At 62.0% G+C, this 21,961-nt stretch carries 19 protein-coding genes and 1 tRNA gene; 7 read left to right on the top strand and 13 right to left on the bottom strand.

Annotation, left to right across the window (positions count from 1 at the left end):
- The 3 genes from VIO10_RS14790 to VIO10_RS14800 all read right to left on the bottom strand — a co-directional run.
- Nucleotides 1-1,682, bottom strand: a 1,682-nt coding sequence (locus VIO10_RS14790) for a PAS domain S-box protein (protein WP_331965880.1), incomplete at its 3' end; no start/stop codon positions are given.
- Nucleotides 1,683-1,906: 224 nt separating this feature from the next.
- Entirely contained in the window at nucleotides 1,907-3,046 is a 1,140-nt protein-coding gene (locus VIO10_RS14795; protein ID WP_331965883.1) for an acyl-CoA dehydrogenase family protein, read from the bottom strand.
- A 60-nt stretch (nucleotides 3,047-3,106) separates the two neighbouring features.
- Nucleotides 3,107-4,288: an acyl-CoA dehydrogenase family protein gene (locus tag VIO10_RS14800; protein ID WP_331965886.1), complete on the bottom strand. Its 1,182-nt coding sequence runs from the start codon at nucleotides 4,286-4,288 to the stop codon at nucleotides 3,107-3,109.
- A 283-nt stretch (nucleotides 4,289-4,571) separates the two neighbouring features.
- Between VIO10_RS14800 and VIO10_RS14805 the strand changes: the two genes are divergently transcribed.
- Nucleotides 4,572-5,717 carry a hypothetical protein gene (locus VIO10_RS14805; RefSeq protein ID WP_331965889.1) on the top strand — a complete coding sequence of 382 codons (1,146 nt, stop codon included), beginning with the start codon at nucleotides 4,572-4,574 and terminating at the stop codon, nucleotides 5,715-5,717.
- A gap of 23 nt (nucleotides 5,718-5,740) precedes the next feature.
- Here the strand turns inward: VIO10_RS14805 and VIO10_RS14810 are convergent, their stop codons facing one another.
- The 4 genes from VIO10_RS14810 to VIO10_RS14825 form a co-directional block, all read right to left on the bottom strand.
- Entirely contained in the window at nucleotides 5,741-8,125 is a 2,385-nt protein-coding gene (locus VIO10_RS14810) for a cation:proton antiporter (RefSeq protein WP_331965893.1), read from the bottom strand.
- A 73-nt stretch (nucleotides 8,126-8,198) separates the two neighbouring features.
- Nucleotides 8,199-8,762: a CBS domain-containing protein gene (locus VIO10_RS14815; protein ID WP_331965896.1), complete on the bottom strand. Its 564-nt coding sequence runs from the start codon at nucleotides 8,760-8,762 to the stop codon at nucleotides 8,199-8,201.
- Between the two features lie 37 nt (nucleotides 8,763-8,799).
- Nucleotides 8,800-9,267, bottom strand: a complete 468-nt coding sequence (locus tag VIO10_RS14820) for a CYTH domain-containing protein (protein ID WP_331965899.1) — start codon at nucleotides 9,265-9,267, stop codon at nucleotides 8,800-8,802.
- 256 nt (nucleotides 9,268-9,523) lie between these two features.
- Nucleotides 9,524-10,054: a hypothetical protein gene (locus VIO10_RS14825; RefSeq protein WP_331965903.1), complete on the bottom strand. Its 531-nt coding sequence runs from the start codon at nucleotides 10,052-10,054 to the stop codon at nucleotides 9,524-9,526.
- A 489-nt stretch (nucleotides 10,055-10,543) separates the two neighbouring features.
- Here VIO10_RS14825 and VIO10_RS14830 point away from each other — a divergent pair, with 489 nt between their 5' ends.
- A complete protein-coding gene (locus tag VIO10_RS14830) occupies nucleotides 10,544-11,152 on the top strand; it encodes a TraR/DksA family transcriptional regulator (RefSeq protein ID WP_331965906.1) in 609 nt (202 codons plus the stop codon).
- 176 nt (nucleotides 11,153-11,328) lie between these two features.
- On the opposite strand, the gene VIO10_RS14835 is transcribed toward VIO10_RS14830, so the two are convergent.
- Nucleotides 11,329-13,092, bottom strand: coding sequence for a S53 family serine peptidase (locus VIO10_RS14835; RefSeq protein ID WP_331965909.1), 1,764 nt, complete (start codon nucleotides 13,090-13,092; stop codon nucleotides 11,329-11,331).
- A 182-nt stretch (nucleotides 13,093-13,274) separates the two neighbouring features.
- Between VIO10_RS14835 and VIO10_RS14840 the strand changes: the two genes are divergently transcribed.
- From VIO10_RS14840 to VIO10_RS14855, 4 genes are all read left to right on the top strand, one after another.
- Nucleotides 13,275-13,829: a hemerythrin domain-containing protein gene (locus VIO10_RS14840; RefSeq protein ID WP_331965912.1), complete on the top strand. Its 555-nt coding sequence runs from the start codon at nucleotides 13,275-13,277 to the stop codon at nucleotides 13,827-13,829.
- A 327-nt stretch (nucleotides 13,830-14,156) separates the two neighbouring features.
- Entirely contained in the window at nucleotides 14,157-14,975 is an 819-nt protein-coding gene (locus VIO10_RS14845; RefSeq protein WP_331965917.1) for a PAS domain-containing response regulator, read from the top strand.
- 155 nt (nucleotides 14,976-15,130) lie between these two features.
- The gene (locus tag VIO10_RS14850; protein WP_331965920.1) at nucleotides 15,131-16,546 is read left to right on the top strand and encodes a two-component system sensor histidine kinase NtrB; all 1,416 of its coding nucleotides are present in this window, start codon (nucleotides 15,131-15,133) and stop codon (nucleotides 16,544-16,546) included.
- Between the two features lie 18 nt (nucleotides 16,547-16,564).
- Entirely contained in the window at nucleotides 16,565-16,933 is a 369-nt protein-coding gene (locus VIO10_RS14855) for a response regulator (RefSeq protein WP_331965923.1), read from the top strand.
- Between the two features lie 15 nt (nucleotides 16,934-16,948).
- Here the strand turns inward: VIO10_RS14855 and VIO10_RS14860 are convergent, their stop codons facing one another.
- From VIO10_RS14860 to VIO10_RS14875, 4 genes are read right to left on the bottom strand one after another with little or no spacing between them, the layout of a single operon-like run.
- The gene (locus VIO10_RS14860; RefSeq protein ID WP_331965926.1) at nucleotides 16,949-18,073 is read right to left on the bottom strand and encodes an ABC transporter permease; all 1,125 of its coding nucleotides are present in this window, start codon (nucleotides 18,071-18,073) and stop codon (nucleotides 16,949-16,951) included.
- A gap of 11 nt (nucleotides 18,074-18,084) precedes the next feature.
- A complete protein-coding gene (locus tag VIO10_RS14865) occupies nucleotides 18,085-19,092 on the bottom strand; it encodes an ATP-binding cassette domain-containing protein (protein ID WP_331965929.1) in 1,008 nt (335 codons plus the stop codon).
- Nucleotides 19,049-19,936: an efflux RND transporter periplasmic adaptor subunit gene (locus VIO10_RS14870; RefSeq protein WP_331965933.1), complete on the bottom strand. Its 888-nt coding sequence runs from the start codon at nucleotides 19,934-19,936 to the stop codon at nucleotides 19,049-19,051. Before VIO10_RS14870 ends, VIO10_RS14865 begins: the two co-directional genes overlap by 44 nt.
- Nucleotides 19,933-20,595, bottom strand: a complete 663-nt coding sequence (locus VIO10_RS14875) for a TetR/AcrR family transcriptional regulator (RefSeq protein ID WP_331965936.1) — start codon at nucleotides 20,593-20,595, stop codon at nucleotides 19,933-19,935. Before VIO10_RS14875 ends, VIO10_RS14870 begins: the two co-directional genes overlap by 4 nt.
- Nucleotides 20,596-20,728: 133 nt before the next feature.
- Here VIO10_RS14875 and VIO10_RS14880 point away from each other — a divergent pair.
- Nucleotides 20,729-20,805, top strand: a tRNA-Arg gene (locus tag VIO10_RS14880).
- Nucleotides 20,806-21,084: 279 nt separating this feature from the next.
- On the opposite strand, the gene VIO10_RS14885 is transcribed toward VIO10_RS14880, so the two are convergent.
- Nucleotides 21,085-21,771, bottom strand: coding sequence for a Shedu anti-phage system protein SduA domain-containing protein (locus VIO10_RS14885; protein WP_331965939.1), 687 nt, complete (start codon nucleotides 21,769-21,771; stop codon nucleotides 21,085-21,087).
- Nucleotides 21,772-21,961: the final 190 nt, after the last annotated feature.

Consider the following 21,961-nt stretch of genomic DNA (forward strand, 5'->3'; position numbering starts at 1 on the left):
ATCTCGACCAGACGCTTGACGATCGTGAGCCCCAGCCCGGTTCCGCCATACTTTCGCGTCGTCGAGGAGTCGGCCTGGGTGAAGGCGTCAAAGATGCTATCGGTCTTGTCGTGCGCGATCCCGACCCCGGTGTCCGCCACCGAGAACCGAATCGAGGTGGTACCCGAGCCGGTATCCGGGCGGGCCATCTCGACCCTGAGCACGATCTCGCCGTGGTCGGTGAATTTAACCGCGTTGCTGAGCAAATTAACCATCACCTGGCGCAGGCGCAGCGGATCGCCAACCAGGTTGTGCGGCACGTCGGGCGCCACCTGGCCGGCGAGTTCGAGATGCTTCTCGTGCGCCCGCAGCCCCATCGTCTCGATCATCGAGTCGATCAGGTCGCGGATGTCGAAGTCGACTTCCTCAAGGATGAGCTGGCCGCTTTCGACTTTGGCGAGGTCGAGGATCTCATTGATCAGGTCGAGCAGGGTGACCCCGTTCCTGCGCATGATGTCCAGGTAGCGGCGCTGCTCTTCGGTCAAGTCGCTTTCCCACAGCATGTCGGCCATCCCGAGCACTGCGTTCATCGGCGTGCGGATCTCGTGCGACATGCTCGAAAGGAAGTCAGACTTGGCCCGCGAAGCTTCGAGTGCGGCTTCGCGCGCCGCGATTAGCTGACGTTGTGTTTCCTTGAGCACGCCGATATCGCGAGTGATCGTGATGCAGCACAGATGTCCGCGCAGCTTGAGATTGATCGCGGAGATCAGGCCGTGGTAGGTGCTGCCGTCCTTGCGGCGGAAGGTTGCCTCCATGTTCCTGACCAGGCCGGCTCGTTTGAGCTCGGCGCTCAGGCGCTCGTTCTCTTCGGGGATCGCCATTGACTTGAATTCGCGCGAACGTTTGCCGACGATATCGTCGCGGCAGAAGCCGGTATTTCGGGTGTACTCCTCGTTGATGTCGATGTATCTGCCGGTTTCGAGATCGATAATCGACATGGAATCGAGGTTCTGATCGAACACTTGGCGCAGCGCCGCCTCGCTCTCGCGCAAGTTAACCGCGGTCAGCTCGCCCTCGGCTATGATGCGGTCCTTGGCCCGCGAGGCTTCGAGCGCGGCTTCGCGCGCGGCGACCAGCTCATCCTGGGTTTTCTTGAGCACGCTGATATCGCGGTTGGTCGAGACCAAGCACAGATGTCCGCGCAGCTTGAAGCTGACCCCGGAGATCACGCCGTGGTAGCTGCTGCCGTCCTTGCGGCGAAAGGTGGCCTCCATGTTCCTGAGCACGCCGACTCGTTTGAGCTCTTCGGCGTAACGAAGACCCTCTTCAGCGTTCACGAATGGAAAGAATTCGCGTGAGCGTTTGCCGACGACGTCTTCGCGGCAGAAGCCGGTACTGCGGGTGTACTCGTCGTTGATATCGATGTATCTGCCGGTTTCGAGATCGAGAATCGCCATCGAATCGGGATTCTGATCGAAAAGTTGGCGCAGCCCTGTCTCGCTCTCGCGCAACTTGGCCGCAGCCAGCTCGCCCTCGGCAATAATCCGATCGCGCTGCGCAATTTCCTGTTCGAGGCGAACCTGTATTTCGTGTCGAGCGGCAACTTGCGCGGCCAGTTCGCCGCGAACAGCCTCGAGCTCGCGCTCGGCGGCCTCACGCCGGCTGATCTCATCCTCGGCTATATCGGTCTCGTGGCGTCCCATTCTGAATCCAATACTCCTCAGTTAGCGGCTCAATGTCTTCGCAGGTGGAGAAGGAGCAACTGTCGTGCCTCAGAATCGGGGAACGTCGCGATAGTCAGAAAAGCTCGAGCGATTTGGAACAGAGACGACCTAAGCGAATGCCGAAGCAGGGTGGATAATGAAGAGTCGCCGCACGTCGGCGCTTCATCACCCGCGGCAGAAACGAGTGCAGGATTTCGCGTGTGTCAGTAGCGGTTGAGCCGAGCCAGCCGATCGGCGTGAAAGTTCGCATCGCCGAACAGTTCCTGGCCTACGCGGACCCGCTTCATGAACAAGCCGATGTCGAATTCGTCGGTCATCCCGATACCGCCATGCATCTGGACGGCTTCATTCACGGCGAGCGTCGCGCTGAGCCCGGCGCGGGCCTTTGCCACCGACACGATTGCACCGGCGCGCTCAAAAGAATCGTCGAGCGTCTGCAGCGCCTTCAGCACCGCCGAGCGGGTGACTTCAAGTTCGCAGTAGAGGTGAGCGGCGCGATGCTGCAACGCTTGAAATTCGCCGATCGGCCGGCCGAATTGTTTGCGTTCCCGCAGATAGGCGACCGTCCGGCTGAACGCTTCCTCGCCTGCGCCGACCATCTCCGCCGCCACCGCGGCGCGGCCTGCGTTCAGCACTCCCTCGAGCACATCCCAACCCGCGTCGATCTTGCCCAGCACGTTGTCGGCGCTGACATTTACGTCCTCGAACGTGAGCCGCGCAGCATTGTGCGTATCTACGGTCGGGGTGCGCTCGGCGCGAATTCCCTTGGCGCTCGCGTCAACCAGGAACAGGGTGAGTCCGTTGGTATCGCCCGGCTTGCCCGCGGTGCGAGCGACCGCGATCAGGAGATTCGCGACGTGCCCGTCGATCACGAAAGTCTTGGCGCCGCCCAGCTTGAAGCTGTTGCCGGCACGAGTGGCGGTCATCGCGGTTTTTTCCGGATGATGCTTTGCGGTTTCATCGACGGCCAGCGTGGCGATCAGATCGCCGGCAACGATTTGCGCCAGGTAATTTTTTTTCTGCTGGTCGGTGCCGGCTCGAGCGATCGCGGTTGCGGCCAGAATCGCGGTCGAAAGAAACGGCGAGGGCGTGAGCGTGCGACCCAGCTCTTCCATCACCACGCCGGCCTCGACGTGTCCAAGTCCCAGGCCGCCGTACTCTTGAGGGACGAGAATTCCCGCCCACCCCATCTCGACAAAGTCCTTCCAAAGCGCGCGCGAGAATCCGTCGGCGTCGCGTTTGTCGCGCAGCGCGCGCAGATGGGCGATAGGCGCATTTTTGCCGAGGAAGCCGCGCGCATTGTCGCGCAGCATCGTTTGTTCGTCGTTGAGAACTAACGCCATGTGATCACACCCTATAGCGATCGATGCGGTAGCGGCCCAGTGCGGTGATTCGCCGGCCCTCTAGGCACCCGGCAAGCCCAGTATTCGTTTGGCGATGATGTTGAGCTGAATCTCGCTGGTCCCGCCCTCGATCGAATTGCCCTTGGAACGCAGCCACGCGCGCGCGGTGCGGCCTTCATGCGAGCGCTCGCCTTCCCATTCCAGCGCGTCCAGGCCGCCCGCCGACATCACCAATTCCATCCGCCGCTTGTTGAGTTCGGTGCCGTAGTACTTCAGCAACGACGATACCGCGGGATGAGCCTGGCCCACCTTGGCCATGTCGCCGACGCGCTCCATCGTGAGGCGGAAGGAGAGCGCGTCGATCTCGTAGGCCGCGATCTGCCCGCGTAGCACGGTGTCCGCGAGCATGCCGTGGTCGGTGCCAAGCGTCTCGCCCGCAATCTGTCCGAGCGAGCGGTTATCTCCGGTGCTGCCCATGCCGCCGATCATGTCGCGCTCATGAGTCAGCAGGTACTTCGCGACATCCCATCCCTTGTTGAGTTTGCCGACGAGGTTCGCCTTGGGCACGAGCACGTCGTCGAAAAAAGTCTCGCAAAACGGTGAGAAGCCGGAGATCAGAACGATCGGCTTGGTCGATATCCCGGGGCTTTCCATGTCGAACAGCAAAAAGCTGATGCCTTCGTGCTTGGGCGCGTTGGGGTCCGTGCGCACCAGGCAGAAAATCCAATCCGCCTTGTTTGCGTAGGTAGTCCAGATCTTCGAGCCGTTGATGAGGAACTGGTCGCCCTTGTCTTCCGCGCGGGCTTGCAGCGACGCCAAGTCGGAACCTGCACCGGGCTCGGAATAGCCCTGGCACCATCGAATCTCGCCTCGGACAATCTTGGGCAGATGCTCGCGCTTCTGCTCTTCGGAGCCATATTTGAACAGCGCCGGCCCGAGCATCGAGATGCCGAAGCTGGTCAGCGGCGTGCGACAGTTAAGCGCGCGCATTTCCTGGTGCAGAATTTTGGCCTCGTCGCGCGAGAGTCCGCCGCCGCCGTACTCGCGCGGCCACTCCGGCACCGTCCAACCCTTGGCCGCCATGCGCTCGAGCCACAAGCGCTGCGCGTCGGATTGGAAAACCGGATGCCTGCCGCCCCAGCAAGCGTCTTCTTCGCCCTGCACCGGGCGTCGCATCTCGGGCGGGCAATTCGCCTCCAGCCATGCGCGCGTGTCTTTGCGAAAAGTTTCAAGATTATCCATAGCTATGTCTGGTCCTAATACGTTTGCCCGCACGATTCAAGGTTTACTAATCGGCCTGCGGGCGGCATGGGTGACCCCTGGCCGTGGCGACGGCAGCGCAGTATTAAGCCGTTGGCAGGAGCCGCGCCCGCCAACGGCGGGCGGCCTTAACACTGGGTGCAGGAGTTACCCCTGCATTTGCCAACCAGGGCTGCGCTGTCTGGTCTGCGAGCTCAATCGAGGTCGAGGCAGTCAAGAAATAGCTGTTGCGAAGCGGGTTCAGTCGTGGCGATATTGGCGGCAAATGTTAATTGTTCTGGCCAATAGTTCGGTGGCGAATTATCCGCTCGGCGGGGGCGTCTGGTCCTGGATGCTGCAATATCCGCTTGGGTTGCGCGCGCTGGGTCATAATGTTTTCTGGATCGAGTTGCTGAAGTCATGCGGCAATCCCGCGCGGGACGGGGAGATCGCCAATGACTTCTTCGCCCGCATCGCAGCTTACGGTCTGGCGGCGCAATCCGCGGTCCTGGTGTTCGAGGATCTTGATACGCAGGACATCAGTCGCGCGCAGGTTTATGGACCGCCGCTTCGCACCATCCTCGATATAGCGGATGATGCGGACTTGTTATGGAACATGGCCTGCTCGATCCGGCAGCCGCTGCTGGCGAAGTTCGCTCGTCGGGTGCTGATCGACGTCGACCCCGGGCATCTGCAGATTTCGGCGACGCAGTTCGAGATGGGAGTCAGCGACCATCATGTTTATTTGAGCGTGGGAGCCAAGCTGTCCGATCCCGATTGCGAAGTGCCGACGCTGGGCCTGAGGTGGCGTCCGTTTTTGCCGTTCGTGTACATTCCGATGTGGGAAGCGGCGCCCGACCCGGGGCCCGAGGCGCCATTCTCTTCGATCACGCAATGGACGTGGGAAGAACTTTTGTACCATGGGCGCGTGCTAAGCGTGTCCAAACGCGCGGCCTACCTGCGCTACGTAGATCTTCCGGCGCACAGCGGACGCGCGTTCGAGATCGCCGCGTTCATCGGCGACAAAGATCCGTCGCACGATCGCGAGGCGCTTCGCAACGGCGGGTGGCGCGTCGTCGATCCACACAAGGTCGCCAGCACGCCGGAGACTTATCGCGGCTATATCCGCGCCTCGCGCGCCGAGATTTCGTGTCCCAAGCCGATCTTCCGCGAATTGAACACCGGATGGTTCAGCGATCGCAGCGTTTGCTACCTGGCGCTGGGCCGCCCGGTAGTGGCAGAAGATACCGGGTTTGGCGATGCGGTGCCGACGGGGCGCGGGGTCCTGAAGTTCCGCGACAACGACGAAGCCCAAGCCGCCGTCGCTGAGATCGACCGAGACTACAGTCTTCACAGTCGGCGCGCCCGCGCGCTCGCCTGCGATCTCTTCAACTCCGACCGCCAGCTCAAGGCGATGCTCGCCGCCTGTTAAGCGGTCGGCGTCGAGGCAGGCGCCTACGGCTTGGCGGTTTGATGATGCTCTGCGGCGTGCGCGCCGAACTGGACGGGAGCGCTGTCTGATCCCTGCACCACCACGACGCATCGCTTGGGGTCGGTGAGATCCTCGGGCGAGAGTCCGACCTTGTCGGCCAGGTTGGTCGCGATGATGACGAGGCCGCCGGGCGTCTGACGCGCGAGCTGAGCCGCGGTCGGCGCGCTGAGCACGTCGGTATGCAGCCGGCGTCCAAGCGCGCGGCCGGCGTCGCGAATCAGATCGAGCAGTTCGGTATCCTCCGCGGTTCCATCCCCGGGCACCAGCACCGCGTGCAAGCCGGACTTCTTGCGCAGCGCCACTCGCAAGGCGAGATCGAGCGCCGCGCGCCCGTGGGTTCCCCGATCCACTACCGCAAACACCCGGTCCAGCGGCCGCTCGCCGCCGTGAATCACGACCGCGACGTGAACCGGCAGCTCGCGGGCCTTGTCCAGAATTTCGCGGACCACGCCGCCCATGAAGTCGGAACCGAAGACCGCGCGATGCGATCCCAGCAGCAGCCATCCGATTTGCGGTTCTTTGGCGAATGCCATGATGTCCGCCGCGGGATCGGTGGTCCAGACTGCCTGCGGCGTAATGATGCTGCCGCGCTCGAGCGCGAGATCCAGCGCCGCCGCCAGCGCGGGAGAGCGGGGCGGCACGCGCTGGTCGGCCTCGCGCAGTCCCGATCGCACTCCGCCCGGCGGAGTTTTCACCAGAGCGAGCACGCGCGGCGGCGGGGCGTCGTCCGGTGTCGCCGCCAGCGCGAGTTCGACCAGAACGGCCACGCCTTCAGGGTTCGACACCGGCACCAGGATCGCGCGGTGCTCCGTTGCGGCCAGTATCGGGCGCGTGGGCGGCTGCGCCGGCCGCGGCGCAGGATGCGGCGCGGGATGCGGCGCGCGAATCGGAGTTTGCGACGCGACCATCGGCTCGGGCGAAAACGTGCCGAGCTCGGGAAACGGCTGAAGCTGCGGAATTTGATGGCGCGTGATCAGGTGCAGAATTGGCGTGGTCGCAAAGGTGGTGAGCAGGGCCATGATCACCAGCATCGCGAACAGGGTCGGCGAGATGACGTTCATCTCCAGCCCGATATTGAGCACGATCAGTTCCATCAGGCCGCGCGTGTTCATCAGCACGCCGAGCGCCGACGAGTCGCGCCAGTTGAGTCCGGTGATGCGCGCCGCCGCGACGCTGCCGCCGAACTTGCCCGCCGACGCGACGACCACGATGAGCGCGCACATCATCCATTGCTCGAATCCGCTGACCAGCCCGATCTGCGTGCGCAGTCCCGTGTAGGCGAAAAATGCGGGCAGCAACAGGACGATGACGATGTCTTCGAGGCGGTCGGTCAGCTCGCGCGCCATCCCGCTGTCGTGCGGAATCACGGCCCCGAGCGCGAACGCGCCGAACACGGCGTGGATACCGATCAATTCGGTGGCTGAGGCGGAGATCAGCAGCGCAATGAATATCACCGCCATCACGCCCTGCGTCAGCCGCCCGCGATTTCCATACACCAGCGACAGCCGGACCATCGTGGGCCGCACCACGACGATCATCAGCGCAATAAAGCCGATCGCCATCGCGATTGTCGTCACCGCGCCCGCCGCCTGAGCCCGCGCCACGCTGACCACGAAGGCGAGCATGCACCACGCCGTCACGTCGTCCACGGCGGCGCAGGTCAGCGCGATCGCACCCATGCGGGTTTTGTGAATCCTGCGATCGGTCAATATTCTCGCCAGCACCGGAAACGCCGTCACCGACATGGAAACGCCTAGAAACAGCGAGAAGCAGGTGAACGGCACGTCGCGGGTCGAGAGCTTTGGATAAAGGTAGAGCGCGATCGTCGCGCCGAGCAGGAATGGCGCCACGATGCTCGCGTGGGAGATCGCAACTGTTGTATGGCCGCGTTTGCGAAGCAGCGCGGGATCGAGCTCGAGCCCGACGAGGAACATGTAAAGGATGACGCCGACCTGCGCGATTATATTGAGAAACGGCCCCACCGTAGCCGGGAAGAGATATCCTTCCGCGCCCGGCGCGAGGCGCCCGAGCAGCGAAGGACCGAGCACGATCCCGGCGAGAATTTCGCCGATCACCTGTGGCTGACCAACGCTGCGGAAGATCGAACCCATCGCGCGCGCGGTCGCGATTACCACCACCAGCGCGAGCAGCACGTGCAGCAGGTCGCCTCCCTTTGCACGCGACGCGGCCGAGCCGAAGACCGCGCTCCCGCTTGCCAGCGGCGCGCCCAGCGTGTCGCCGTATGAGCGAATCCACAAATACAGCAGCACCACGCCGCTGATCATCAGTCCGTATGCAGCGACGGCACGCGTGCCTGCTGTGGTAATTCGCGGCTGCCCTTCAGCCATCGCTGCAGTCTACCAGAGCGCCGGCTTGATGCGCAGCGCCGGGAAAAGTGGCAATGACCCGGGCGACGATCACCTAGCGGGGATCGGCGGCCGGCTTCCTTCTGCGCGCGAGCGCCTTTTTCGGCGGCTTGGTCGATTCGCGCGCCGGCGCCGCATCTCCATTGGGTGAAACGGAAGCGGCCAACGCGGCCGGCTTGCGCCGGCGGCGAATCGCAGAAATGGTCGCCGCGATTTCGACTGCCTCCGACGGCGCCGCGCTATCTCCGCTGCTGTAGTTCACCAGATCGCTCAATGACAGGATTCCGATTAACCGGCCGCGGGAATCGGCCACGGGGAGACGGTGAATCTCATGGATACGCATCAGGCGATGCGCGGTCTCGAGATCGTCGCCGCGCGCACATGAAATCACCCGCGGCGACATCACGTGCTCGACAGGGATCGCCTCGAGCGGCAGACCTTGCGTGTATGCGGCCATGCAGATGTCGCGATCGGTGACTATTCCCGCGAGCCTGCCGTGCCCATCGACGACTGGCGCGCATCCGCAATCGTGATCCCACATTATTCGAGCCGCCGCATTCAACGAGTCATGAATCGTGCACGCGCGTACGTCGCGGGTCATCAAGTCAGTGACTTTCACTTGGTTACACTCCTTGCAACGGGTTTTGCCCGGCGCATCATTTCCAGCTGGAAAATGGCTTGATCGACAGGTTTGAATTGAAATAGCGCGGATCGCCGCTGACTTCGCGGTCGATCCAGTCGGGAAGTTCAACTTGCTCCCCGGCATCCTTGAGTTCGACTTCGGCGACCGTCAGGCCGCGATTGGCGCCGGCGAATTCGTCGACCTCCCAGGTATGGCCCTTGAACACGATTCGGTAGCGCGTCTTTTCGATTGGCGGATGCGCGCACAAGGTGCCCAGAATCTCGTTCGCATCGCCAAGCGCAATCTCGTACTCGTATTCGTCGCGGGTAATGCCCGAGGTGGCTCCCTTGATCGTCAAATAGCCGCGGTCCCCGTGCGTGCGCACGCGCACCGAGCATTGTGCCGACGCGGACAGGTATCCCTGGCGAATGACGAGGCCGGCCCCGAGATCGCTCCATTTGCGCTGATGAGTCAGGAATTTCCGTTCGATTTCCTTCGCCATGCCCATTCGCAATCGCCGAGGATTGCCCGACCAGCATAGCGTGTTTTGAATAAGAGTTCAGGCCAAGTCGCGCAATCGCGGCCAACCGATCTCGAAACCGGTTAAGATGATTTTGTCAAATGCGGGATTCGAATTCTGCCGGCGGATCGCTCATCGTCGTCGCAGCCGCACAACATCGCCGCCGCGCATCGCAATCGCACTACCGCCCGGCGCGCAGAAAAATCACGCGGCGATCCATTTTCAGTTTTTCAGCTATTTAACTGCCGGCGCACTCTCTCATTCCTGCCCCTCGGGCATATGAACCGGGAGCGCCGCCGGCCGATCGTTTGCGCGATGAGCGCCCGGCGCGCACCACTTGCCTTCGGCCCACCGAGCGCATCTGCTTGGTCGGCAGATCGTTGACGCTCAGCAACCCGAGCCGTTCGCGCAATGAGGTGGGCTCGATTCCCAGCACGTCGCATACGTATTCAAAGGAAAACGGACTGTGGATTCCGGCCTCCGCATGGAACCATCGCTGAACCTCGGCGAATTGCTCGCGGTCGCATCGCCGCGCCGAGTTCACCGTCTTCACGTAGCATCGGACCGCGTCTTCCAGCACCGCGAAAACCAGTCTCGTCTCGCCGTCGAGCGTCGATCTGCGCCGGGTCAGATCGAAAAACTGAACCGGCACCAGAAAATCCGGCTCGAAGCGTGCGCTCAGCCATGGATCTGGTCCGGCGCACTCGTCGATAACCCGGTTGTGATTCGAAGGTCCGTGCTGAACCTGTTCTGAAGCAGATGCGTACATGCTAATTGGACCTCCTCTGAGCCGAAGCGGAATTGCTGAGTAGGGAGCATGGCCTGTGCCAGTCCCTCTAAGCGTGCTAAAATGAAAATCAGTAGGGAATTTGGAGATTTTTCGATCACGGCGGCGCGGGTTGCTGCTCAATTATTAGGCAGCACTGCTATTGCCACTGTGCAATGAGATCCCGCCGCGGTGCGGGTTCAATCGTATCCGAGGCTCTCGCACGCCGCGCCCGATCCGGTTAGAATGCCGCCCTTCGGGAGCGGCAACGCCCGGTGACGCAACCAATCGGGAGTAATTTCCGTATAGGGAACGACTGGACTCGAATGGTGCTCAACGAGACTATTGAGTCGGCCCGTTTTTCCTACGGTGGCGCGAGGCACGATCAATGCTCATATTAGAAGACGGATCGATGCGCGCGAACGGTCCTCATCTATGAAGACTCGACATAAAACCCGCCCTACGAAGACTCGCAAGAGGCAGAAGACCAGGATGGAAGCCGCAGTTAACACCGGCGGACGGCGGATCGACGCGCTCAAGCGCCTGCTCGCCAAAGAGCGCGCCGAAACGCTGGCCCGGGTGAAGGAATTGATGCGTGAACAGGCCCGCAATGGCGGGCAGCCGCCAGCCGATGAGATGGACGTGGCGAGATCGCTGTCCGAAGTCGATACGCATGCGGCGCTGTTCGACCGCGCGCGGGAGCGCCTGAGCGCGATCGACGCGGCAATCGCCAGGCTTGGAGCGGGAGTCTATGGAACCTGCGCGCGATGCGGCGATGACATCCCGTTGGCGCGGCTCCAGGTGATCCCGTTCGCGCAATTTTGCGTCGATTGCCAGAACGAAGCGAACACCGAAGCTCGCAGCGGTCAAGGTGGATTGGCCAAGCCGTTCGCCGTCCGATGGTCCAGCCCCGAAGAAATGAGCAGCGCCGATGACTCTGAAGAGCACGTCGAACCGGCGCGCTCCGGCGACGACGACGTGCAAATTGACAGCGCGTTCGGCCCCGACGAGGACGAGCTCGAAGCGACGGGAGTCGAAAAGCGCCGCCGAGGGCGTCCGCCGAAGGCCAAGAAGGCGGCGGTTCAGAAGAAGATGCGCTAGCAGGGCTGTGCCCTGCGAATTAATACTGGCCCGTCGTGCCAACGACCGCCCGCCGTTGGCGGGCGCGGCCCTGCCAACGGCTTAATACTGCGCTACCGTCGCCAACGGCCGGGGGTGAGCCCTGCACCCAATGTTAAAAGGCGGATAAATGCTAAGCGGCGCGCGGGCGCCCGGCATTAGGGGCCCGCCAGCGCCGGCACCAGGACCGCGATGTCCGGCGTGCCCCATCCAGTCGCCTTGTCGTAACCCTTGGTTGCCTTGAATCCCGCCACGCCGTGGAAGCCGTTTGAGCCCTTGGTGACGTCGCGAAGTCCCGACACTGTGGGGTTTGCGAGCGCACCCAGAGTGTAGAGTCTCGTATTGATATTTCCGGTTCGCGCAGCTCCAGCCTGCTGAGCGACCAGCTCTCCGATTCCCGCCCAGTACGGAGTGCTCAGGCTGGTGCCACCGATGCAGCATTCGAGTATTCCGTCGAGGTAGATGGAAAAGCCGGGCTTGAGCGGACTGGCCGCCAGCGAAATGTCGGGGACATCGCGATTCAAGTCCGCGGGAATCACGCTGGATTGGAACGACGGCTTGGGAAATATCGCGCTTTGGCCGCCGCCGCTGGCTCCCGTGCGATCATTCCAGACGTGTTCCTTGATGTGGCCACGGTCGGCGCCGGTCTTGGAGTATTTGGGACTGAAGGCGGTCCCTCCGACCCCGGTAGCATGCGGATCGGCCGCGAGCTCATTGACTCCGCGCTCTTTCGCAAACACGCATCCGCCGGTCTGGGCGGAGAAGACGATTGCCTGGGAGCCTACATCGCCCGATGAGACGTACACGCCCACGTTATGCGACGCGGCCTCGGCCAATAGCGGATCGATCGTACCGGTGAACAGCGATGCCTCGGCGCCGCACAGGCTGAAACTGATACTGATGACGCCGCAGGAATTGTCAGACACCGCGCGCGAGAGCGCGTCGATTATAGGGTCGCTTCCTTCGGACTCGGCGACGATTCCGTTTCCGACGTAGGCGATCATCGGCGCGCCGGGCGCCGCCGCGTGACCATACTGGGCGTCGAGCTCCGCTTCAATGTAATCAGGACTATAAGGATTCTCTCCCGGGGATGATCCGTCGGCATACACAGTGGTAAGTGACAGGGACGGCAGCCCAAATTGAGTATTGAATTGCGCCACGGACCCCCAGTCGAAGTCCGAATCTTCCAGTATCGCGATGCAGTCGGCGCCGGCGCCATCGACGCTATCGTTCAGCAGGGGCGTCTCGTCATAAAAGGTATAGAGATCGTTGGGACCGAAGCGCTTGAGCTTGCCAAACTTGATCTCAGGCGACGCGTCCGCGTTGGCGGGCTTGAGCTCCGAGGTGTTCACCGCGGCAAGCGAGGCATGCATGTTCGAGAGGCCGCGGAGGTTGGCGACGAGTGGCGCGATGTCCGCCGGCAGGGCGGGGTCTTCGAGATTGGCGAAATATTTTCCATCCGGGCTGGCTGCGATGCTCACCCCGAATTTTTTCTGCGCGACGGCAGCGGTAGCGTGAAACTTGATCGTGCGGGTTCGCGTGCTGGCCGAATCAACGGTGAATCCGCTCTGCGCCAGCCAGCTCGATACCTTTTCAACGTCGGCGCCGGTCGGTCCGAACCGCGCATCGAACTCCGCGGTGGAGATCCAATGGTGATACTGGGGCGATGAAGGGTCCTGCTGCGCGGCCAGCAGGCGATCGAGATCGGCGCGGTTATGCAGCGCGAGCGTAAGCTGCATGCCGAGTTGACGATCCGAAGCGACCGACCCCTGACCCGCGAGCTCGGCTGCCTCGGCGGGATGATTGCCCAAAATTTTGACCGAGCCGACCGCCGCATCGGCGGAGGTCGCGAAGGTCGCGGCAGCCAGCGCGGAAATTACCGCCGCGGCTACTGAGCGAATCTTCGTCTTCGTCCTTCCCATACGTTGCGCCGCGCCTCCGTTAGAAACTGATTCAGGCTGCCAACGGGAAACGCAGTTTGCAAATGCGCCGGAGGCGGGCGCGTTTGCAAGCCGCCCGGTGTTGGTGGGAATCTGAATCAGGATTCAAGAAAATTCCGGTTGAGACGACCCCCAGCTACATCGCCCGGACAAGGAGAACACACATGACCGCGACCGAGCAATTGCGCCACGAGCACGAAGCGATAACGCTGGGCCTCTCGATTCTCGAGAAATTATGCCAGCAACTTGCCAACGGCGAGCAGATCAATCCGGAGCATTTCGGCCAGGTGCTGGAGTTCATCCAGGTCTTCGCCGACCAATGCCACCATGGCAAGGAGGAGCAATTTCTCTTTCCCGCCCTCGAAGCGGCCGGCATCCCCAAGGCCGGCGGGCCGATCGGCGTGATGTTGAGCGAACATGAGCACGGCCGCGCCCTCATCCGGCAAATGGCTGGCGCGTGGCAAAAGCACCGCGCGGGCGATCGCGCGGCGGCGGCCGTGGTGATTGCGAGCGCGCGAGACTACAGCGCGTTTTTGAATGCGCACATCTTCAAGGAAAACAACGTCCTTTTTCCGATGGCCGACGCGCGGCTGTCGGCCGACAGCCAGCGGCGGCTGCTAGAGGAATTCGAGCGGCTGGAAATCGAGCGCATCGGCGCAGGCAGGCACGAGCAGTTCCACAAGACTTTGGATTATCTCAAGCAAATTTATCTTGGATAGAAAGCGCGTGCAGTTGCCCGGAGGGCATCATCCTGGCTCGGGCGAGGCAATTTTGGGGGCGTGCGAGAAAATCCGGTAAAGTCGGGGACAATTCGGATAGATGTCGGGGAGGCTCGAAAGCGTCTCATCGTGGGACGCATCTGCGTCACTTGCAGAACAATCGATTGACGATGGGGCACTTCCCGCGGCCCTTCGATCTCAATCGTTCTCAATTTCCAGCCATCTCGTGCGTATTCTCGACGGTCACGAAGTCCATTCAGGTCGGCATAGTGATTGCTCTGCTATGAAGTGGAATAGCGCGATGTCAGGCGCGAGGGTTTTTTTCGAATGGACTTGTTGATCGTAGAAGACAACCCGATGGATCGGATGCTGATCCAGGCCATGCTCCGGCGCGCGTTCCCGAGCGCGCGGATATTGGCCGCCGACGGTCCGCTGCAGTTCAATGAGCGCCTCAAGTGCGACGGCTGCGATCTCGTGATCACGGACTATTGGCTGGGTTGGATTGACGGGCTGTCGGTCCTCCAGCGGGTGCGTGAGCGATGGCCGCGGACCCGGGTAATCATGCTGACCGGCAACGGCGGCGAAGAGGTGGTGGCGAGCGCGTTCAAGTACGGTTTGTATCGCTATCTGCTCAAGCCCGACGGCTTTGATGAGCTCGTGGCCGCGGCCGCAGCGGCGATGGAGAGCAAGCGGCGCGAAGATTTTCACGAACTGATGGCGATGATCGTCAATTCACTTCCTGAGGGAATTCACAGCGTGGACGCCGCCGGGATAATCACGGCGACCAACGCGGCAGCGCGTCAGATATACGGATATGAAGACACCGAGATTGTCGGCCGCACCATCGAGATTCTGCTGCCGGCGGCGCGGCGCGACGAAATCCGGCGGCTTCATGAGCGGGCGTTCGGCGGGGAAGTCGTGCCGCGATTTCCAACCCTTCAGGTCCGCGGCGACGGCGCCGAAATCGCGGTCGCGATGACGATTCTCCCGCTGCGTGACGGCGACGGCACGGTATCCAGCGTGGCGTGTATCACCACTCCAATTGCCAACGCGATTCGCGAGGAAGCCGGCTCGAGCGCGCGGCAGCAGGACCGGCAGGAGAGACCGCCTCGGTCCCATCCGCCCCGGCTCGCAACCAGCACCTGACACGAGCGCGGACGGTCGTGCGCGGGCGATTCCTGGCGAATTGATCGTTGGATGAAGACGGCGCGGATGTGGCCAGTTACGGATCGAAGGTGAATATATGACAGGGGAGGACCCGCTACCTTAACGCGCGCCGGAGGGCTACAGTAACCGGTCTGATGGCTCGCAATGACGCCTCGAACAATCTGGCGCTCAGTGGCGGATTGAACCTTCTGTCGATTGACCGTATCCGCCCGATAAGGATCGCACTTTTCTACGCGGTCGCCGGACTGATCTGGATAGCGGTCTCCGATCGGGTGCTTTCGGTCATGCCGGCGCATCAGCACATGCTCAGCCTGAGCGTGAACACGCTGCTGCTCTTCCTAATCGCATCCCACTACACGAGGACGATTCGGATTTCGGTTGCGGCGCAAGAGGAAGCGCTCGTGCGCGCGCGCGGCTACTTTGAATCTGCGGTCGAGGGAATTGTTTCGGTGGATAGCACCGGGATGATTTGTCAGTTGAATCCGCGCGGGCAGGCGCTGTTTGGTTACGACGAAGAGGAACTCGTCGGTCAGCCGATAGAAGTCCTGGTGCCGCAACGCTTCCACTATCGCCACGAGGCGCATCGCGACGGATTCTTTAAGGCGCCAAAATCCCGCATGATGGGCCGCGGGATGGAGCTTGCGGTGCGCCGAAAAGACGGCAGCGAATTTCCCGCCGAGATCAGCCTCAACGTGGTTCATCAGCGTCGCGGCAAGCTGGTGATCGCGTTCGTCACGGACATCAGCGAGCGCCGTGCGATGGAGCACGAGGCGCGCCGCAATGAAACAGTCGATGCGCTGGCGGCGGTGGCGGCAGGAGTCGCGCACGAATTGAACAACCCGTTGGCCGTGATGGCGGCGCGAATCGAGCTGATGCTGGTGTCGGACCAGGATCTCAGCGCCCAGGCCCGCGACGACCTGCTGGTCCTGCAAAAAAACATCGAACGCGCCAGCCGCATCTCGCACAGCATGCTTTCGGTCGCGCGTCAGCGCCCCGGCGTGCGTTATGCGATGGACATGAACGTGGCGGTCGAAGAGGTGATGCTGATAGTTGGGGGAGAAGCCAGGGGCAGCATGCTCCGATATGAAACGAACCTCGATCGCTCGCTGCCGGAGGTGATGGCCGAGCCGACGGCTCTGGAGCAGGTGCTGATCAACCTTATCCTGAATGCACGCGACGCGGGCGCGCGCCTGATCCGCATCGCGACTGCGCCGGCTCCGGGGCGCGCCGGTCATCTTCGGTTGTCGGTCTCGGACGACGGCTCGGGAATCAAGAGCGACGCGCTGGGGAAAATGTTTCGGCCGTTCTTCACCACCAAACCCAAGGGGACCGGCTTGGGCCTGTGGTTGAGCCAGCGGATCGTGCAGGAACACGGCGGCAGTATCGCGGTTGAATCGGTGGCGGGCAAAGGCGCCACCTTCACGATAACGCTGCCGACGATTGGCGAATCGTCAGCCGGGGACCTGGCGCTGCCCCCTCCCGCGCGAGATAAACCGCCGCCGGCGCCGCCGCAAGCCCCGGCCGCGCGAAGCAATCAGTCGGGCCGCTAACCGGTTTTTTCCACGCCTATGGCTACGCCAGCGAAAATTCTGATCGTGGACGACGAACGCGACCTGGTGGACGCATACATCCGGCTGCTCGAGCGCTTGGGCTACCGCTGCGTCGGCGCATTCGACGCGAACCAGGCAATTGAGATGATCGACGCCGAATCGCCCGACCTGGTGCTCACGGACTTGAGCCTGCCCGATAACAGCGGCGTCGATATCGTCCGCCGCGTGCACGCGAAGTTGCCAGCCACGCCGATCATCGTGATGTCGGGACACAACACGCCCGGACTCCACGAAGCGGCGCTGGCGGCCGGCGCGAAAGTCTCGCTGCTCAAGCCGGTTTCGATCGCCGAGCTTCGGCGCGTGATCGGCGAAGCGCTCGCGCGCTGAGGAGCCGCCGGCAAATCACAGCGTGCGTTTGAAGGACATGCTGGCGATCACCAGCATCAGGACCATGAAGACCAGCAGAAACGCGATGTCGCCGCTGACGGCGGTGAAGTCCGCGCCCTTGAACAAAATCTGTTTAATTGCGCTCACCGAATGGGTCTCGGGATTGTAGTGCGCGAAGGCTCGCAGCCAGGGCGGAAAACTTTCAATCGGATAGATCGCGCCGCTCGGAAAGAACAGGATCACGTTCAGGAATCCCGCGAACGTCCCGACCAGCCGCGGATGGCCCGCGCGTCCCAGCAGCGCAAACGTCATCGCCAGCAGTCCGGTCGCGCTGATGACGATTATTCCCACCAGCATCGCCAGCGCTACGGGTCCGCCGAGGATTCGCCCGCGCGTGATCAACAGGCCCAAAAACAACACCAGCACACCGGCGGTGCTGGTTACGACCACGCCGCTGGCGAGTATGCCGCCGGCGATGTCCCAGCGTGAAAGGGGAGTCACCAGATAGCCCTCCGTCACGCCCAGAAATTGATCCATCACCCAGTTGAATACGCCCGACATCAGCGACCCCATGAAGATCGCCATTACGATGACGCCCGGGATGAGCGATCGATCGTAATCCACGTACGGGAACAGCCAGTTGGGCCGCAGTGAGATGTCGTTGAGTTTGGGTTCGCGCGCGGTGACGAAGGTAACTTTCACGGTTGCGGCCGCCTGGTCGAGCACGGCTTCGAGCGTTTCGGAGCTGATCTCGTCGACGTTGTCGGTGAACAGTCCGATCTGCGCGATACGGCCTTCGGCGACCGCATGGCTGAAGTCGGGCGGAATTACCACCACGCCTTTGAAGAGTCCGTCGCGGACTTGGCCGATCGCATAGCCCGGATCGTTCTCGAAGGTGATGTCCACGGTCTTCGGTCCCGCCTGCAGCGCGAGCAACTGTTCGACGATTCGGCGCGCGTAGAGTCCGTGATCCTGTTCGACGACGACAATCGGCAGATGCTTGAGCTGGCCCTGAAATGAATTGCCGATTATCACCAGATAGACGATCGGCATCAGGATGACCGATAGCAGCGTGACCGGATTGCGCATCAGCTTCTTGAGATCGCGCCGCATGACTGCGAGGAACTTCAGCCCGAGCATCGCCATCCCCCTCAGCGGTGCTGCGGCATTCCGGCTCCCACCAACAAGCTGACCTTCTTGGCCGGCTCATCGCGGAGCGTGCGTCCGGTGAAGTGGATGAAGACGTCTTCGAGCGAGAGCTTCTGCACGGTGATCGAGGTTACCCGGTCGCCGGCGCCATCGACCGCCTCGAGAACTTTCGGAATCGCGTGTGCGCCGTCGTCGGTCGAAAGCTGCAGGCGGTTGCCGCCATCGCGATTCACCCCGCGCAGATACGGCATCTGGCCGAGCATCTCGGCGATCGCGTCTGGATCTTTTTCGACCACCAGATCGATCCGGTCCGATCCCGGCACCATCGATTTGAGTCCGGTCGGCGTGTCGAGCGCGATTATCTTGCCGGCATCGACGATTGCGATCCGATCGCACAGCGACTCCGCTTCGTCCATGTAGTGGGTGGTGAGCGAGATGGTAATCTCGCTTTCCTTGCGCAGCGTCTCGAGCAGGTCCCACACCGCGCGCCGGCTTTGCGGGTCAAGACCGATGGTCGGCTCGTCGAGGAACAGCACTTCGGGCGAATGAATCAACCCGCGCGCAATCTCGAGCCGCCGCCGCATTCCGCCCGAGTAGGTCGCGACCAGATCGTTGGCGCGCTCGTTGAGCCCTACCAGACGGAGCAGCCGATGCCCGCGGTCGCGGCGCTGGCGGCGCGACAGACCGAAGAACTCGCCGTAGATATCGACGTTCTCCCATCCGGTGAGATCGAGATCCGAGGTCAGCGCCTGCGGAATCACGCCGATATTTTCGCGCACCTGGCGCGGATACCGCGCGACATCGAAACCCGCGACGGTTGCACTCCCGCCGCTGGGCGTCAGCAGCGTGGTCAGCATCCGCACCACCGTCGTCTTGCCGGCGCCGTTGGGCCCGAGCAGCCCGAACACCTCGCCGCGGCGGACCTCGAAGCTGACCTTGTCAACCGCGGTGAAAGCGCCGAAGCGCTTAGTCAGGTCTTTGGTCTGTATTGCTGGTGACTCTGGTTCCATCGGTTCTCGGAAAGCTGACTTGCGCGGTCATTCCGGGTTTGAGTTCGCCTTCGGCCTGCAACACCTGGACCTTGACGTAGAAGGTGCGAATATCCTGGCGCCCGCGCCGCACATCGCGCTCGGTTGCGAACTGACCTTCCTGGCCGATTGCCATGATTCGACCGCTGAAAATCAGGGGCGGTGTCGTTGGCAATTCGACCTGCGCCGACTTGCCGATGTACAGCGAACCAAGGTCGGTCTCTTCGACATCGACCCGCGCCCAAATCGTCGAGAGGTCATCGACGGTCAGAATCGGCACGCCCGGCGTCACCCATTCGCCGACTTCGAGCGCCTTGCTGACCACCACGCCATCGACCGGCGACTTTATCTCGGTGTCCACCAATTGATCGGCGTAGAACTTCGCGTTGGCCTGCGCGCTTAGCACGTCGGCCTCGTCCTGCTCGACGCTGGTCACGGCGTCATCGCGAACCTTGGCCGCGATCACGTGTTCCTTCGCGAGTGCTTCGTCGCGCACCAGGTCGCGCCGCGCCTGCGCCAGGTTGGCCTGCGCATGGGCGAGATCGGCCTTCGACTTGGCGAGCTGATTTCTGAGATCGATATCCTCGATCAGGCATACCACCTGTCCCTTCTTCACCCGGTCGCCCTCGAGCAGATCGAGTTGCTTGATACGGCCGGCGATTCGGCTGGTGACATTCACCTCAGGCGCCTCGATCATGCCGACGGTCTCGATCGCCGAACGATCCTCGGGCGGCCACAAGTACGCGCGCCCGAATAAATAGAATCCGAAGACAACACCGGCCAGGATTACCAGCTGAATGGCGCGGCGGACGATCGTTCGAATCATTGTGGATGCTCCGGCTTGAAGTGTTGCGACGGGTCTGCGCCGAGCGATCTGAGCATCAGGTTGCCGAGCTCGCGGCTGAGTTCAGAGACCGGCCGGCTGGCGCCGTAATACAACAGCAGCGATCGAATCGCGCCCTGGATCGTAAACGTCGCCAGGCGCGGATCGATCCGCGTGAACGCGCCGGTGCGGATTCCTTCTTCGATCAGCGAGGCGCAAAAATTGAACCCGCGCTCGCGCGATGCCTCGATAATCCGGTTGCGCGCCTCGGCCAGCCGCGGTTCCACGGTGGCGAAGAACTGAAGAAAATCGCGCCGCTGATCGTAAAACTCCACCATCACCTCGATCGAACGCCGCAGCCTCTCGGCCACCGGCAGCCCTGGATCGGCGCTGCTTTGATAGGTGCGATATGCGGTGTCGAGCCCGTCGCTCAAAACGCCGAGGTAGAGCGCGTCCTTGGACGGAAAGTAGAGATAGAGCGTCCCTTTGGCGACCCCGGCGGCCTCCGCTACGCGGTCCATCGTGACTGCCTGGTACGGTTCGTGGGCGAAGAGCCTCAGCGCGGCAGCCAGAATACGTTCGCGCTTGGCGGCTTGCTCGTCGTGAGGGGGAAACGGTCGTCCATTGGGGATTCCAGCCGAATTTGTGCTTGTTCTGTTCATATACTGACCGGTCAGTCATATCCTTGAATGCGTGGAGGTGCGAGTCAAGAGCCGGGGATTGGGGCAGCCGCGTTGGTTGCGCGTCTGGGGACGCATGCCTAGACTCGTCGAGTTCGAGCGTCCGTCAAGCCAAGCGCCCGTAGCTCAACTGGATAGAGCATCAGACTTCGGATCTGAGGGTTGGGGGTTCGAATCCCTCCGGGCGCGCCACGCAGCGGCCGTCCAAATCAGCTTCGCAAAGCGTGCGGGAGCGTGCCGCCTCGGCGATCGATTGGATATGCGCTGACGGCGGTGACGGTTTGCCGTTTGCTTTCGTCAGCGTGTGCGACGCGCTCGGGATCGATGCATAACGACTGCGCGCGCGGGTGCGGGAGCAACTCGTCGGAGAAAAGCGGGCGGCGTGAACACAGTTGGGGCACTTGCGTCTGCTGTACGCGCGTAGTGACGGACGGTCGTCTCCCCGAGGAGGCTACGTTTTCGTCTGTGTAGTCAGAACGGGATGTCGTCGTCATCCGGGGCGGACAGAACAGCCAACAGTCTCTCGCATTGGGCCAGCAAATGATCGTAGGTCATGATCGTGATCCCAGCGAGTGCAGAATTAAGAGTACGCAGAGCCTTCTGCTCCTCGGCTCTCCAATCGCATGATCTTCCAATTACGATGGTCGCACGAGGATGATGGGCCACGATTTCTGGATGATCAAGCAGGCCGCCTTCCCCAGCTTCTAGCTGGAAAACGTCCAAATAGCGGACAACCTGCCCCAAGGCTTCAGAAACGGGGGCGGAGAAGTAGTAATTCTTGTGGACTCTGTCGTTGAGAAGGACTTTGAAATCAGACCTCTTGAGTTCGACAACGTCCCGATAACCCGATGTCACGGTCGGCAGGAGAAAGTCTACCGAGTCTCCCGCAGAAATACTCCTGACAGGATCACTTTTCTGATATGAAATACCGAATGCCCAAGAATGCTTACGGCACCAATCTTGGTAAACCTTCTCTGCACCTTCGCGCGAATCTAAAAGGTTTCTGAGTTCCTTGATGGCGGTTCGTATTTCCTTGAGTCGAATGACGCCGTTGATGAACTCCATGTCGCCAAGCTGCTTCACGACTTCTGGATTTCCGAGCAACCTGGCTATCGTCGTCGCGACTTGCGCTGGTTCGTCGGCTTGTAGCTGAACCACGATTGATTGCCCGGCATGTTCACTCTTCGCGACCGCGAGGTGATCGTTAATGGCCTGCTCCCCAATTTCCCGCCAATCATAAGTAGAGTCCGCCGGTTTTTTCGCCCTCCTCGGGCGGTTGCGTTTCCCGTCTTTTTAACGCTGCGAACTCGGCTGGCGTCAAGGCGCCGAGACTGCCGTGCGGTCGCAT

Origin of the sequence: Candidatus Binatus sp., assembly GCF_036567905.1 — a bacterium.
Lineage (GTDB): Bacteria > Desulfobacterota > Binatia > Binatales > Binataceae > Binatus.